Source organism: Pyxidicoccus fallax (assembly GCF_012933655.1).
GTDB lineage: Bacteria > Myxococcota > Myxococcia > Myxococcales > Myxococcaceae > Myxococcus > Myxococcus fallax.
Genome location: NZ_JABBJJ010000051.1, coordinates 11952 through 26076, shown reverse-complemented (window position 1 = coordinate 26076; position 14125 = coordinate 11952). Strand labels below are relative to the sequence as shown.

The 14125-nt window shown below is 70.1% G+C and carries 10 protein-coding genes; 6 read left to right on the top strand and 4 right to left on the bottom strand.

Annotated features, from left to right (window positions below):
- Nucleotides 1–66: 66 nt before the first annotated feature.
- Together HG543_RS13810 and HG543_RS13805 are read left to right on the top strand one after the other, a co-directional pair.
- A complete protein-coding gene (locus HG543_RS13810; RefSeq protein ID WP_169345208.1) occupies nt 67–1128 on the top strand; it encodes an ADP-ribosylglycohydrolase family protein in 1062 nt (353 codons plus the stop codon).
- 273 nt (nt 1129–1401) lie between these two features.
- Nucleotides 1402–2958, top strand: a complete 1557-nt coding sequence (locus tag HG543_RS13805) for an amidohydrolase family protein (protein ID WP_169345207.1) — start codon at nt 1402–1404, stop codon at nt 2956–2958.
- A gap of 149 nt (nt 2959–3107) precedes the next feature.
- Here the strand turns inward: HG543_RS13805 and HG543_RS13800 are convergent, their stop codons facing one another.
- From HG543_RS13800 to HG543_RS13790, 3 genes are all read right to left on the bottom strand, one after another.
- Entirely contained in the window at nt 3108–6176 is a 3069-nt protein-coding gene (locus HG543_RS13800; protein WP_169345206.1) for a sensor histidine kinase, read from the bottom strand.
- 143 nt (nt 6177–6319) lie between these two features.
- A complete protein-coding gene (locus HG543_RS13795) occupies nt 6320–6892 on the bottom strand; it encodes a hypothetical protein (protein WP_169345205.1) in 573 nt (190 codons plus the stop codon).
- A 69-nt stretch (nt 6893–6961) separates the two neighbouring features.
- The gene (locus HG543_RS13790) at nt 6962–7396 is read right to left on the bottom strand and encodes a GNAT family N-acetyltransferase (protein ID WP_211193911.1); all 435 of its coding nucleotides are present in this window, start codon (nt 7394–7396) and stop codon (nt 6962–6964) included.
- A gap of 138 nt (nt 7397–7534) precedes the next feature.
- Between HG543_RS13790 and HG543_RS13785 the strand changes: the two genes are divergently transcribed.
- The 4 genes from HG543_RS13785 to HG543_RS13770 all read left to right on the top strand — a co-directional run bounded on the left by HG543_RS13785 (nt 7535) and on the right by HG543_RS13770 (nt 12664).
- On the top strand, nt 7535–8734 hold the full coding sequence (locus HG543_RS13785; RefSeq protein WP_169345203.1) for a C39 family peptidase: 1200 nt from the start codon (nt 7535–7537) through the stop codon (nt 8732–8734).
- Nucleotides 8734–9450 carry a DUF72 domain-containing protein gene (locus HG543_RS13780; RefSeq protein ID WP_169345202.1) on the top strand — a complete coding sequence of 239 codons (717 nt, stop codon included), beginning with the start codon at nt 8734–8736 and terminating at the stop codon, nt 9448–9450. Before HG543_RS13785 ends, HG543_RS13780 begins: the two co-directional genes overlap by 1 nt.
- Nucleotides 9451–9596: 146 nt before the next feature.
- Nucleotides 9597–10925, top strand: a complete 1329-nt coding sequence (locus tag HG543_RS13775; protein ID WP_169345201.1) for a DOMON domain-containing protein — start codon at nt 9597–9599, stop codon at nt 10923–10925.
- Nucleotides 10926–10993: 68 nt separating this feature from the next.
- Nucleotides 10994–12664, top strand: a complete 1671-nt coding sequence (locus HG543_RS13770) for a serine/threonine-protein kinase (RefSeq protein WP_211193910.1) — start codon at nt 10994–10996, stop codon at nt 12662–12664.
- 85 nt (nt 12665–12749) lie between these two features.
- Here HG543_RS13770 and HG543_RS13765 read toward each other — a convergent pair whose 3' ends face one another.
- The gene (locus HG543_RS13765) at nt 12750–14099 is read right to left on the bottom strand and encodes an NHL repeat-containing protein (RefSeq protein WP_169345200.1); all 1350 of its coding nucleotides are present in this window, start codon (nt 14097–14099) and stop codon (nt 12750–12752) included.
- Nucleotides 14100–14125: the final 26 nt, after the last annotated feature.

The window sequence follows — 14125 nt, the reverse complement described above, 5'->3', positions numbered from 1 at the left end:
GGCGGGCCCTGAGCGCGGGCCTTGCACGGGGTGGAGGCGGACCAGACGCGTGCGGAGGCATGGCACATGAGACAGGACGCCATCCTGGGAGCCCTCCTGGGCACGGTGGTGGGAGACGCGCTCGGGCTGCCTCGCGAGGGACTGTCCCGGCGGCGTGCGCTGCGCATGTTCGGAGGGGCGCCCCTGCACCACCGCTTCTTCCTCGGCCGCGGCGTGGGCAGCGACGACACCGAACACGCCTGCATGGTGGCCCAGGCCCTGCTCGCCGCGTCCGACGCCCCCGAGCACTTCGCGCGGAACCTCGCCTGGCGGATGCGGGGCTGGCTGCTCGGCCTGCCCGCGGGGATTGGCTGGGCCACGCTGCGCGCCACGGTGAGGCTGTGGCTCGGCTTCCCGCCGGACCGCAGCGGGGTGGTGTCCGCGGGCAATGGCCCGGCCATGCGCGCGCCGCTGCTGGGCGTGTGTCTCGCCGAGCAGCCGGAGCGGTTGGAGGCCTTCGTCCAGGCGTCGAGCCGGATGACCCATCGGGATGCCCGCGCCGAGCAGGGCGCGCTGGCCGTCGCGCTGGCGGCGGCCCATGGCGCCCGGCGGGGCGGCGTGGACGCGGAGGAGATGCTGCGCGAGTGGGAGGCCCGCATCGATGAGCCCACGTTGCGCGAGTCGCTCGCGCGGCTGCGCGCGGCCTGGGAGCGGGGCGCGGGCGTGCCGGAGTTCGCCGCGGAGCTGGGGCTCGCCGAGGGCGTGAGCGGCTACGTGATGCACACCGTGCCGGTGGTGCTCTACACGTGGCTGCGGCACGGCACGGACTTCCAGCGGGCGGTGGAGGAGGTCATCCTGCTCGGCGGCGACAGCGACACCACGGGCGCCATCGTCGGGGCGCTCGCGGGCGCGACCACGGGAGCGGGAGCCATTCCTCCCCGGTGGCTCGAGGGCCTCGCCGAGTGGCCTCGCTCCGTGGGTTGGTTGCGGCGGCTCGGGGCCCGGCTCGCGGCGCGGTTCTCGGGGCCGGGAGCGCTCGTGGCCCCCGGAGCCCTGCCGCTCTTCTGGCCGGCGCTCCTGCCGCGCAACCTGCTCGTGCTCGGCCTCGTGCTGGGGCACGGGTTCCGGCGGCTGCTGCCTCCCTACTGAGGAGCACTTGGCAACCCGGTCTCCCGGGCTCCCGCAGCATCCAGCGTGAACCCGACTCGCACTCACCGCGATACCTCCCTGGGCGCGCACCAGAGATGGTGCGCTGCGTCGCGGCCGCGGCAGGGGGATACATGGAATTATTCGATGTAGATGCTCGACGCCGCGCTTTGTATGCGCTATTGTTGTAATAATCCAATGGCGATGGGCGTCAGTGCCTCGATGAGAGATGGCACGACCTCAGGACTCCGGTGCTCCCGGAGGGGGAAACGAGACATGTGTCAGCGGCTCTGTGGAAATCACTCGGTACATGACGACACGCAGGAGAAGGCGCGTTCCTCCCGGCGCGCGTTCCTCACCGGAGGGGCCGCGGCCCTCGGAGCCGCGGCGGTCTCGTCAGTTTCCACGCCCGCGCTGGCCACTCCCACGCAGGAGGAGATGTCGCGGGAGCGCGACGCCAGCGACCGTGACATGCCCGTGGAGACCGGTGCTTCGCATCGGCGCTACCTCATCCGGGGCGGCGCGGTCCTCAGCATGGACCCGAAGGTGGGGGACTTCGTCCGGGGCGACGTCCTCATCGAAGGCAAGAAGATTGTCGCGGTCGGGCCCCGCCTGCACGCTCCGGGGGCGGCGGTCATCGACGCCGCCGGCATGATTGTCATGCCGGGCTTCGTCGACACGCACCACCACCAGTACCAGACCGCGCTGAGGGGCTTCCTGGCGGACGGCCTGCTGTTCAACGACGGGCTGCCGCACGGCCAGAAGAACTATCTCGACTACGTCCACTCCACCATCACCCCGGTCTACCGGCCGCAGGACGCCTACATCGCCGAGGTCGTCTCTTCGCTCAGCCAGCTGGACGCCGGGGTGACCACGGTCGTCGACACGTCGCAGGTGGGCCACTCTCCGGAGCACACCGATGCCGTCATCCGGGGGCTTCAGGATGCGGGCCGTCGCGCGGTCTTCGTGTACTCACCGGGCGTGGGTCCCGGCAGCATCTTCCCGAATGACCTCCATCGCCTCCAGAGCCGCCACTTCTCCTCGAAGGACCAGCTCCTGACCCTGGCCATGGGCGGCGAGGTGTTCGACCCCGCCTTCCGGACCTGCTGGTCCATCGCGCGCCAGAATGGCCTGGGCATCGTGTCCCACCTCGTCGGCAGCATCGGCCAGGGGACGCTCGTGGAGCAGCTCGAGCGTGAGGGCCTGCTCGGGCCCGATGTCGAGTTCATCCATGCCTCCCACATCTCGGCGAACTCCTGGAAGGCGATTGCCGAGTCGGGAGCCACCCTCTCGATTGCCGCCCCCATCGAGATGACCATGCGGCATGGCCTGCCGCCCATCCAGACCGCGCTCGACCATGGCGTCCAGCCCTCGCTCAGCGTCGATGTCGAGTGCACGATGACCGCGGACTTCTTCACCCAGATGCGGACCGTCCTCACGCTTCAGCGCGCGCTCATCAACGAGCGCGCGCTCAACGGGGAGACGAACCTGCCCGCGTTGCTGACGTGCCGCGATGTCATCCGCTTCGCCACGGTCGAGGGAGCCCGGGTCGCCCGTCTCTCCCAGAAGGTCGGCTCGCTGACTCCGGGCAAGGAGGCCGACATCGTCCTCCTGCGGGCGGATGCCATCAATGTGGCCCCGCTCAACAACGTGCCGGGCGCCGTGGTGACGTTGATGGAGCGCAGCAACGTGGACACGGTCATCGTCGCGGGCAGGATTCGGAAGTGGCGGGGCGCCCTGGTCGGCGTGAACTGGCCCCACCTCCGCTCCACCCTCGAGGCGTCCAGGGACTACGTCTTCCAGGCCGCGGGAATCCAGCGCGAGATGTTCTGAAGCGGGGGCCGGCGCGGGACGGACGCCAGCTCCGCCGCGTCGTGCTGAGACACGCCGCGCTCGGGGACATCTCGCTCGCCATCAACCCGTCACGCGCGCCTGGCTCGTCAAGCAGGGCGCCGTGAACCCGCTCTGAGCGGCGGTGCGGGTCATTCAGGCCGGGTGGCCTTGAGCCGCTTCAGCCACCGGTGCATCCGTCCGGAAGGAGGCTCCGCGTAGGCGGCTGTCCCGGGGAGCCACACTTCCATCGTCGTGCCACCCTCCGGCGCACTACGGATGCGCAGGGCGCCTCCCAGGCGCTCGGCGCGTTCGAACATGCCCTTGATGCCGTAGCGGCCCGGCTTGCCGTGGTGGTTGGCATAGACGGGGTCCAGGCCCAGGCCGTCATCCTCCACGCACAGGCTCAAACGCTGCTCGCCATAGGCCAGGGACACGGCGATGGACCGGGCCTTCGCATGGTGTATCGCGTTGGCCATCGCCTCCCGGGCAATCATGAGCAGCTCGTCGCGGGCGGCGGCGCGCAGCGGCCGTTCGTCGCCGGTGATGGAGACGTCGACGGGGAGATTCCCGTCCGTCAGTTCCCGCGCCGCGCGAGCGAGCGCCGTGCCGAGCGGCCCGTCCGTCGCGCGCAAATCGGAGACCCGGTCGCGCGCGGCGGCCATCAGGGCCTCGGCCTTCACGATGGCGCGCTCCATCGTCTGGGTGAGCTCGGGGTCGACGATGCGCCTGGACACGCTGTCGAACTGGAGCACCATGCCCTGCACGCCCTGGAGCAGCGTGTCGTGCAGCTCCCGGGCAATCCGCTCCCGCTCGCGGTGGCGCTCTTCCAGCCGCACCTTGACCTGGTTTTCGATGGCGCGGGCCCGCATCCGGTACGCGGTCCAGACCATGGCCAACAGCGCGACCACGCAGGCCACGGCGAAGGCCTTCGTCTGGACCAGGGTGGGCTCGATGGTGAAGTCCAGCGTGGCGCCGGTCTCGTCCCACACGCCGTCACCGTTGGAGGAGACCACGCGGAAGCGATAACGGCCGTGGGTGAGGTTGGCGTAGGTCGCCTCGCGCCGCGAGCCGCCGTCGTGCCACGCGTCGTCCACGCCCTCCAGCCGGTAGCGGAAGCGTGCCCGGTCCGCCGCCGCGAGCGTGACCGCGGTGTAGCGCAGCGTGACGCTGAGGGGGCCTTCCGGCAGCTGCAGCTCGTCACCGGCGAGATAGGTCCGGTCTCCGGCCCGCAGGCTTTGGATTTCGGTTCGGGGTGGGCGCTCGTTCTTGAGCAACGTGGTCGGGTCCAGCCACGCGACACCGCGGTTCGTCGCGAACCACAACCGGCCGCGCTGGTCCCTCACCGCCGTGGGGACCAGGCCCGCCTGCATGGCGATGCCGGGCAGCCCGTCGCGCCAGTCGAGCAGGCGGTAGTTCAGCTCACCCTCGACCTGAGAGAACAGCTTTTCGATGTCACCGGCCTTCACCTGGACCACGCCCCGCCCGCCGTTCATCCACAGGTCCCCGTCCGGCGAATCGACGATGCCGGTGATGAAACCAAAGGCGGGGTTCCGGCTCTCCAGAATCGTCGCGAAGCGCCGGCCGTCGAAACGCGCGACCCCGCTTTCGCCTGCGACCAACAGGTTCTTGTCGGTCGCGTGAATCGTGGTGGCGCGGCCAATCGCCAGCCCATTGCTCGCGCCGTATCGGGTCGGATGGCCGTTGGACCACCGGACCACCTCGTCCTCGAACGCCAGCCAGACCTCGTTGCCGGGACCGAGCGCCATGGCGTTGGGGGCGGGGCTGTCGCCAAACCGCCTTTCGGGCTGGATGCCCTCCGGTGTGGCGACGAAGAGCCCACGGCCGACGATGGACAGCCACATGCCGTCCGCGCCGTTCGGTGTGAAGGCCAGCACATGCGACTCGATGGTGCCGATGGGGAGGTCGAACTTCCGCGGCGTATCGCCCGCGCGCCGGAACACCTCCCGTCCCTTGAACCACCACAGCGCGCCATCGGCGGCGTAGATGGCCGTGCGGGTCGGCACCGGACCGTCGTAGGCGCGAGGGGGGGCGTGAGGGTCCACCACCAGCGCCATCCGCGAATTGCCCGCCATCACCCGGGTGTCCAGGACCGCGAGCGAGAAGCCCCCTTGAGACGCCGATGACAGCTCGGGGATGTCCTGGAAGCGCTTCCTCTGGAAACCCGCCAGCCCGGCGTTCGTGCCCACCCACACGGTGCCCTCGGTGTCCTCTATCACCGGCACCACCACCGGTGAGGCCAGGCCATCGGGCTGCTCGAACTTCTCCAGTGGGTCCGAGGGGCGCAGGCTGCGTCCGGTCGGAATGCTGGCCGGGGAGGGCAGTCGCCAGATGCCGGCACCCCAGATGGTGAGCCAGAGGCTGCCGTCGCGGGCGAACAGCATCTGCTTGGCCCGTGCGAAGGACGGCGCGCCCGCCGTCGAAGCCGCGCCAGGCGTCGGCGGAGCTACGGAAGAAACAGACGCGATGCCCGGCGAGACGGCTCGGGCATGGTCCGGCAGGGGACGCGTCCCCTGGAGAGCCTCGCTCAGCCAGAGCCGGCCATCGGGGCCCTCGGCGAGCACGGCATCCCGGGAGATGGCTTCACCCGTCTCCTGGAACCGCCGCTCCCCCGGACGGAGGAAGACCAGCCGGCGTTGCGTGCAGACCCAGAGCACGCCGCGCCGATCGACGTAGACGTATTCCGCGGCGCCGTCGTCGTAGCCCCATGCCCGGCCCACGACCTGCCATTGCCCCGCCTCATACCGGGCCAACCCGCCCGCGGCGGCGGCCCAGAGCGCACCATCCGGGGTGCTGGCGAACCTCAGCACCCGGCCGGAGGGCATCCCCTCGCGGGGACCGAAGACGGTGACGCGGCCATCTCGCAGGAGCGCCGTGCCTCCGGCGAAGAAACCCAGCCAGATGTCGCCGTTGGGCAGCACCTTCAGCGCGTTGATGTTGGAGGAGAGCAACCGCTGGCCCTCCCGCAGCGGGTAGCGGTCGAAGCGAACGCCGTCGAACCGATAGAGGCCCATGCCGGTGCCGAGCCACAGGTATCCCGTGGGGGACTGCTCCAGCGTCCAGATGTCGGCGGGCGCGCCTTCGTTCACCGAGTGCTGGGTGTAGGCGTAGGGGCTGAGGGACGCGGCCGCCGCGTCGCAGGGGCGCAGCGAAGCGGCCAGTGCGAGCAGGAGGGCGATGATGGACGACCGGAGATGCATGAGGGCCTGGGCCGCCCGAGCATAGCCGTGAGAGCGACGAAACGGAGCAGGGCGGAGGAAGGACCCGGGGTGAAATCAAGGCGTTGGCCGGAAGCAAGGGGGCCACGACGGATGCACCGTGGCCCGAACCGCTGCCGGACCCATCATCGCGACTGGGTGAAGGCCAGCCGTTTGACGACCTCTTTCGCGGGGACGTTCTTCATCTTCTGCTCGAAGAGCTTGCGGTCCCGCTCCCACTGGTCGGTGACCACGGTGGTGATGGTGGGGAAGGGACCGCAGTTGGCGAGCTTGACGTGGATTTCTCCCAGGTAGACGGCCTTGCCTGGCTCGACCTCGAACGGGGTGCGCGTCTCCTTGTTGATGGGAGTGATGTGCCCGATGCTCAGACGCCGGAACTGGTACGTGCCCTCGTAGAGCGCCTTCACGGTGAAGTGGCCGGAAGGCGCCTGGAAGTCAGGCGGGCGGTGCAGGTCGTTCACGGGAATCTCACCCATGCTCTGGTGCATGTAGACGGAGTCCTCGAACTTGAGGGTCGCGGAAGGGTTCTCGCCCTCCTTGCAGTCGGTGGAGAAGCGGGTGGAGACGATGACCAGGCCCTGCTCCGGGTGCTCCGCGAAACGATAGTGGCTGTCGGCATCCGAGAAGGTGTTGCCACGGTTGCCCGCGCAGCCCGCGCCAAGCAATACGGACAAGGCCATTGTGAGATGATGGCGCATTCCTGCTCCTGTCATGAGGGAAGGATTTTCCGGTGTTCTAGCACCTGAGATGATGATTGCTTGAAAGCCCTACCGTCGCCACGCGTAGAGCACGTCCGGCTCCTTCTCGTCGTTCTCGGAGCCGTCCGTGAACCGGACGGCGACGAAGCCATGGCGCTCGTAGAAGGCGCGCGCACCCTCGTTGCGCTGGAAGGTCCAGAGCTGAAGTCGTGGATGCCGTTGTGTGGCGATGCCGAGCAGCGTTGACCCGATGCCGCTGCCTTGATGGGCAGGCAAGACATAGAGTTGGTCGAGCCATCCGGAACGAAAGGCGATGAAGCCCAGCAGTTCGCCCTGGAAGGCGCCCCAGACCTCACAGTGGCTGAAGACATGCTCGCGGAAGAAGGCACGGTCTTCGGCTGGCGTGTGGAGGCCCGAAAGCCAGGGCAGCCGCTGGTCGAAGGTCATGCGGTGGACCCGTGCTGCCGCGTCCATCTCGTCAAGCAGGAGCCGGCGAACTTCCATGCTGCCCATCCTAGCAGTCACCGGATGCCCCCACCCTGTCGCCGTGCGCGCCAGTGGACGAACGCCATCATTCAGCGCTGGCCCCGCACGCGGGGTGGGTACGCTGGGGGTGACTCTCCCCCTGGAGGCACGCACCGTATGAGGAAGCCCGTCACGGCCGTACTCGCGCTGCTCACGATTCTCGCACTCGCACCGGCGGCGGCCCTGGCGGGCCAGAGCGCCTCCACCCGCTGGGTGGCGGGCCGGGGAGACTTCACGCCCTGGCAGCTCAGTGGCGTGGCCCGCGCGGCGGACGGCTCGCTGGTGCTGCTGCCGGGTCAGGCCTGGCCGGGCACGGACCCGTACGGGCCGGGCGGCTACGCGGGGGGCACCTACTACAACGGCGGCACGTTCTTCCAGGGCGAGGCCACCGGCCCCATCGTCACCAGCGCCTTCGGCTTCCGCGAGGCCATTGCCTCCTGGGAGGCCAGCACGCCCGCGGGCACCTGGGTGGAGACGCTGCTGCGCGTGCAGGTCAACGGCACCTGGACGAAGTGGTACAGCCTGGGCGTGTGGGCTTCCGACTTCGCCACCGTGCGGCGCCACTCGGTGGGCTCGCAGGCGGACACGGTGGCGCAGGTGGCCATCGACACGCTGCTCGTCACCGCGAAGCAGGCGGCGACGGCGTGGCAGGTGAAGGTGCGCCTGTTCAGCGCGGACGGTGTGGCCACACCCACGCTGAGCGCGAGCGCCGTCACCGTCTCCTCCTCGCCAGAGAAGAACCCGAGCGTCCCGCCCGGTGACCCGGCCCGCTGGAACCAGGTGCTCGCGGTGCCGGCGTGCTCGCAGATGGTGTATCCGGACGGCGGCGAGGTCTGGTGCAGCCCCACGTCCACGGCCATGGTGCTCAAGTACTGGGCGGGAGACACCAGCGCCTGCGAGCCGGGCGTGCGGGCCGCTGTCAGTGGCGTCCATGACTGGTACTACCGCGGGCACGGCAACTGGCCCTTCAACACGGCCTACGCGGCGGCCCAGGGCTTCCAGGCGCACGTGGCGCGCTTCACCAGCTTCGCCCAGCTGGAGGCGTGGGTCTCCGCCGGGGTTCCGGTCATCCTCAGCGTCGCGTGGGGCAAGGGGGACCTGACGGGCGCGCCCCTTCCTTCCGTCGCCGGGCACCTCATCGTGCTGGTGGGCTTCGATGCGGCGGGCAACGCCGTGGTGAACGACCCGGCGGGCTCCAGCAACGCCAACGTGCGGCGCACCTATCTCCGCTCGGAGCTGGAGCCGCTGTGGCTGCGGCACTCTGGCGGCACCACCTACCTCATCTACCCGCGGGGGTGGACGGTGCCCGCGCTGTAATGGGCACTCCCTGGTACGTCGGCTGCGCGGGCTGGAGCCTGTCGAGCGCGGTGGGGGCGCACTTCCCCTCGGAGGGCACCCACCTGGAGCGCTATGCGCGGGTGTTCCCGGCGGTGGAGATCAACACCTCCTTCTACCGCCCGCACCAGCCCGCCACGTACGCGCGCTGGCGTGACAGCGTGCCGGAGGCGTTCCGCTTCTCGGTGAAGGTGCCCAAGGTCATCACCCATGAGCGGCGCCTGCGCGACGTGCGGGAGCCGCTGGAGCGCTTCCTGGGCGAAGCGGGCCACCTGGAGGAGAAGCTGGGCTGTCTGCTGGTGCAGCTGCCGCCGACCCTCCGCTACGAGCCGGAGGCGGCGGGCCCCTTCTTCCAGGCGCTGCGGGAGCGGACGGGGACCGGCATCGTCTGCGAGCCCCGGCACCTGACCTGGTTCGCGGAGGAACCCCGGCTGCTGCTGGAGGAGCACCGCGTAGGCTTCGTGAGGGCCGACCCGCCCGCGGTCAGTGCCGCACCGCCGCCGGACGGGCACGTCGTGTACTACCGGCTGCACGGCTCACCGAAGATGTATCACTCGGAGTACTCCGAGACGTACCTGGACGGGCTGGCGGCGGAGCTGTCCGCGCATCAGCGGGCCGGGCGTCAGGTGTGGTGCATCTTCGACAACACGGCGAGCGGCGCGGCGGTGCCCAATGCGCTCTCGCTGCTGCGCCGGTGAGCAGCGGCGGCGGGCGGGGCCTCCTCCCAGTCATGCCCCTGTCACGGTGGGCGTTGCCCCAATGGCACCCCCTGACGTGTCGGGGCTCCTCGTCCAGTTGAGCGCGAGGGGGGCCTTCGGGGGATGATGCCCCTGGAGGTGCGGACATGCGTCGTGGGACACGTCGGTGGTGCCAGGGGTTGGTGCTGGGAGGTTTGCTGGTGGGGAGCCCGGGGCTCACCGCGGCACCGGATGGTGGCACCTCCGCTCGCGCCGCGTCCCCGTCTCGTACTTCCGGCGCGGAGCGCGCGGCCGAACGCCAGTTCCTCGCCTGGCTGGAGCCCCGCGCCGCCGAGGCCCGGCTGGAGGTGCGGACGCTGTGGCGCGGGGACCTCGACGGAGACAGGGTGCCCGAGCGTGTCGCGCTGCTGTGCTCCAAGGTCGAGGATGAAGCGCTGAGCTTCTGGTACGTCATCGAGAAGAGTCCCTCCGTGCGCTGGCTGCTGACGCAGGAGCGGAACTCGGGCAGGTGCGTGCGCTCCGAAGAGGAGGAGCAGGGCGCGGACCGGCCTGACGCGGGAGCCCTCACGTCAATGCCGTGGCTCGCGCTGGGCTCCACGATCGAGTTGCAGGACGGGTACTCGAGATGGGACGCGAGGGTTCGGGTCGCGCTGCGCGACGGCAGGCCTTCCCTGGTGGCAGCGGCCGGGTCGAGCCACGACATGGTCAAGGCCTACGGCTACGAACAGGATTGGGAGCGCCTGCGCTTCGAGGCCTGGCAGCACGAGATTGGCGAGGAGCAGCCGCGGCCTGGCGCATCTGCGCTCATTCCCGTGCTGGTCCGAGCGCAGCCGCTGCCGCCCACCGTCAATCGCGTCACGTTCGGGAAGGAGCACTGGTCCGGCGAGGCGGACGCCTCCCTGCGGGTGTCCGCGCTCCGGGAGCGTCCGGACTCCGTGCGCGTGCGCGTGGAGGTCCGTGATGACGTGGCACGTCCCGTGCCCGTGGGAGCGGACACGGCGCGCTTCCTCGCGGCCGACCACCTGGAGCTCTGGTGGCGGATGGCCGATGACGTTTCGTGCGACACGTCGAAGAAGGCGGACTGCGCCGTGCGCCAGCTCGGCCTTGCGTTGCGTGAGGACGGAGGCGTGGAGGCGCGCTGGCTCTTCCCGGAGAAGACGCCCGCCGCGCTTCCCGAGGTGGAACTGCACGAGGGAAGGGTGGAGGTCGTGCTCCCGGTGGGCCTGCTCGGCCTGGGGACGGTGGTGTCGTCCCAGCGGGTGGCCTTCACGGTGGCCTTTTCCGACAGTGACGCGTCCCCATACGGACAGCAGACGCTCGTGGCCACGAGTCCCTTGCGGTGGGGTGTGCCCGCGACCTTCGGGATGCTCGTCTTCAACGTGGACGGACGGCGCTACCCGACCCCTGACTCCGCCGATGATGTGGCTGTCGAAGCGCGCCGCCTGGAGGGAGACGCGCCGCTGAGAGGGGAGTGAGACGGCCCTCCCGCGCGGGCTCATGGCCGAACCTCTGATTCCCGCGTATCTTGCTTTCCGTTCCGCCCATGGAAAGCCCCCTGCGCTCATCGCGGTCCGCGCCCATCGCGCCTCAGCTCCTGAAGGAGCACCTGAGGCAGGGCGCGGCCGCGCGTGAGGTCACCATCGCGCGGTTCATCAGCCTCGCCGCCGCGTGCTGCGTGGTCTCCACGCTGTGCTTCGGGCCCCTCATCGGCTGGGACTACGCGGGCTCCGTCGCGGCGGTGACGGCGGGCTACGCGCTCTACTACGGCATCATCCACCGCGTGCTGCAGAGGACCGAGCCGACCTCCGAGCTGACGTCCCGGCTCACCTGGCTCAACGTCGGGCTGGAGAGCTCGGTCTACGGCATCATGTTCCTGCTCGACGTCCGCTTCTCGAGCGCCGAGCTGGCCCTGACCAATCCCATCCTCATCATCGCCACCGCCGCCATCGTCATCTCGGCGATCCGCTCGGACCCGCGCCTGCCGCTGTTCTCGGCGGCCATCACCACCGCGCAGTTGCTGCTGCTGTACGCAGTCGCCGCGTACCCGCGGCTGTCTCCGCCGGTGCCGCTGATGCTGTCTCCGCCACTCATCCTCGTGAGGGGCATGTACCTGCTGCTGACGGGTTGGCTCGCGCAGCTCATCGCGAAGCAGTACCGGAGCATGGCGGAGGAGGCGCTGCGGGCCATCCGCCAGCAGGAGCTGCTCGGCCGCTACTTCCTGCACGAGCGGCTGGGCGTGGGCGGCATGGCGGAGGTCTTCCGGGCCACCTACAGCCCGGAGGGCGGCATCGAGCGCACGGTGGCCGTCAAGCGCATCCTCCCGGCCTACGCGGAGGACCCGCAGTTCATCGCCCTGTTCCGCCGGGAAGCGGAGCTGGGCTCGCTCCTCCAGCACCCCAACATCGTCCAGATGCTCGACGTGGGCCGGCTGGAGAACACGCACTTCATCGCCATGGAGTACGTGGACGGGCTGTCGCTCCGCCAGCTCCTCGATGGGCACGGCCCGCTCCCGCCGCACGCCGTGGCCTTCCTGGGAGCGGAGCTCGCGGCCGCGCTCGACTACGTCCACCGGCGCACGTCGCGGGACGGCGTGCCGCTGAACCTCGTCCATCGCGACATCAACCCGCCCAACATCCTCCTGTCCCGCATCGGCGACGTGAAGCTCAGTGACTTCGGCATCGCCCGGGCCATCAACCACGCTTCCGTCACCCGGCTGGGCCACGTGCGCGGCAAGGCGGACTACATGGCGCCCGAGCAACTCATGGGCGAGCCGCTCGACGGACGCGTGGACCTCTTCGCGCTGGGCCTCACGCTGCACGAGGCGCTGACGGGACGGCGCGTGCTGGTGGGGCCCGAGGAGACATCGAGGGCCTCCATCCAGGCCACCATCGAAGGCCTGCCTCCTCCTTCCGTGCTGCGCCCGGAGCTGCCTCCCGAGCTGGACGCGGTGGTCATGTCGCTGCTCCGGCTCCGGCCGGAGGACCGTCCCCCGCGGGGCAGCGAGGTGGAGGAGCGGCTCCGCGCGCTGCCCGCGCCCGTGGCACCCCATCCGCATGGGCAGGCCGCGCTGGCCCACGCCATCCGCGACGTGCTGGCGCGAAGGACGGGCGCCCTCCGGACGCCCTCCTCGCGTGGGGGGGTGTCCTCCGCGCCTTCCGAGGCCCCCTCGACTCGGGACGTCACGCCCCGCATCCGTCCGGGCCGGGGTACCTGAGCGCGGCGCTTCTCCCGGAGCCCGCGTCCATTCCTGGGACGCGGGCTCGTGAGGGCCGGGGCCGGAGAGCGCCTCGGCTCAGGGCTCAGTTCCCGTGGCGGGAGAGCCGGATGGAGTTGGCGCTGGTGCCACCCACGATGATCTTCCCGTCCGACTGGAAGCCGATGCCCCCGGTCAGGTCATGGCTGTCCGTGAAGCCCTCGTACGTGAACCCACCGCCGCCCGCGAAGGAGGAGTCCAGGGCTCCCGTCGGGAGGAACCGCACCAGGGCCGCGTCGAAGTTGTACCCGCGCGAGGTGAGGCTCGTGTAGCCGCCCGCGACGATCTTGCCGTCCGCCTGGATTGCCAGATGGGTGATGATGTTGTCGGTGGGGCCGAAGCTGAGGTAGGCCTGCCCCGAGCCGTTGAAGGTCGTGTCGTACGCGGTGCCGCTCGCGTTCAGCCGGAGGAGCGTCATGTAGTACTGGCTTCCCGCGGGGTAGTAGGCATTGCCTCCGACCAGGATCTTGCCGTCGGTCTGCACCGCCACCGCCATGGCCTGGTCGGTGCTCCCGAACAGGTTGATCTTCAGGGCGCCTCCGCTTCCGAAGGAGGAGTCGAGCGCCCCCGAGGCGGTGAATCGCACCAGGCCGAAGTCCGGCGTCCCCGGGGTGTAGGTGAGCCCCACGACCAACACCTTGCCGTCCGGCTGCAGGACCATGTCCGACAGGCTGTCGTTGCTGCCCGAGGCGAAGCCGTAGGTTGCCCGGCCCCCGAATCCGAACGTGCTGTCCAGGGCGCCCGTGCTCGTGAACCGGGCCACCACGAAGTCCAGGTTGGTGTTGTTGGAGGAGGCCCCCGCCAGCAGGATCCGGCCGTCCGGCTGGATCGCCACATCGGTGGCATGGTCATACATCACGTAATTGTAGATGACCAATCCTCCCGACCCGAACGTCGTGTCGGGGGCACCGCTGGCCGTATAGCGGAGCAGGGCGAAGTCCGTCGGGCCTGCCTGGTCTCGAGTGGACGCAATGACAATCTTCCCATCCGGCTGCAGCGCCGCAGGCGCGGGAGTGGCATTGCAGGTGCCCGAGGCGAGCAGCGTCGTCACCAGGCCCGTGCCCCCCGCGAAGGTCGTGTCGACCGTCCCATCGGCGTTGTACCGGGAGGCGAACACGCCGCAGCCCGTGCTCGACCGGAGTCTTCCGGTGACCACGAGCCGATCGTCCGGCTGCACCAGGACCGAGTCGACTCGCAGCGTCGCGCCGCTGAGCTGGTAGAGGGCCATGCCGCCCGTGCCGAACGATGGATCGAAGTCACCCGGCGCCACGAGGGAGGCCAGGGAAGGGCCACTCCCCGCGAAATCGGCGGAAGCACTCAGGTCCATGACCCGGGACGGAGGACCCGCGTGGAGCGTCAGCGGTGCCTCCGCCGCCCCAGCGAAGGCGGTCGTCACGGGCGCGGAAAAGAACAAGGCTGCCG

Excerpts from the sequence above, each read along its gene's own strand:
- HG543_RS13810 (WP_169345208.1), top strand. The coding sequence starts at position 67 with ATGAGACAGGACGCCATCCTGGGAGCCCTCCTGGGCACGGTGGTGGGA.
- HG543_RS13805 (WP_169345207.1), top strand. The coding sequence starts at position 1,402 with ATGTGTCAGCGGCTCTGTGGAAATCACTCGGTACATGACGACACGCAG.
- HG543_RS13800 (WP_169345206.1), bottom strand. The coding sequence starts at position 6,176 with ATGCATCTCCGGTCGTCCATCATCGCCCTCCTGCTCGCACTGGCCGCT.
- HG543_RS13795 (WP_169345205.1), bottom strand. The coding sequence starts at position 6,892 with ATGCGCCATCATCTCACAATGGCCTTGTCCGTATTGCTTGGCGCGGGC.
- HG543_RS13790 (WP_211193911.1), bottom strand. The coding sequence starts at position 7,396 with ATGGAAGTTCGCCGGCTCCTGCTTGACGAGATGGACGCGGCAGCACGG.
- HG543_RS13785 (WP_169345203.1), top strand. The coding sequence starts at position 7,535 with ATGAGGAAGCCCGTCACGGCCGTACTCGCGCTGCTCACGATTCTCGCA.
- HG543_RS13780 (WP_169345202.1), top strand. The coding sequence starts at position 8,734 with ATGGGCACTCCCTGGTACGTCGGCTGCGCGGGCTGGAGCCTGTCGAGC.
- HG543_RS13775 (WP_169345201.1), top strand. The coding sequence starts at position 9,597 with ATGCGTCGTGGGACACGTCGGTGGTGCCAGGGGTTGGTGCTGGGAGGT.
- HG543_RS13770 (WP_211193910.1), top strand. The coding sequence starts at position 10,994 with ATGGAAAGCCCCCTGCGCTCATCGCGGTCCGCGCCCATCGCGCCTCAG.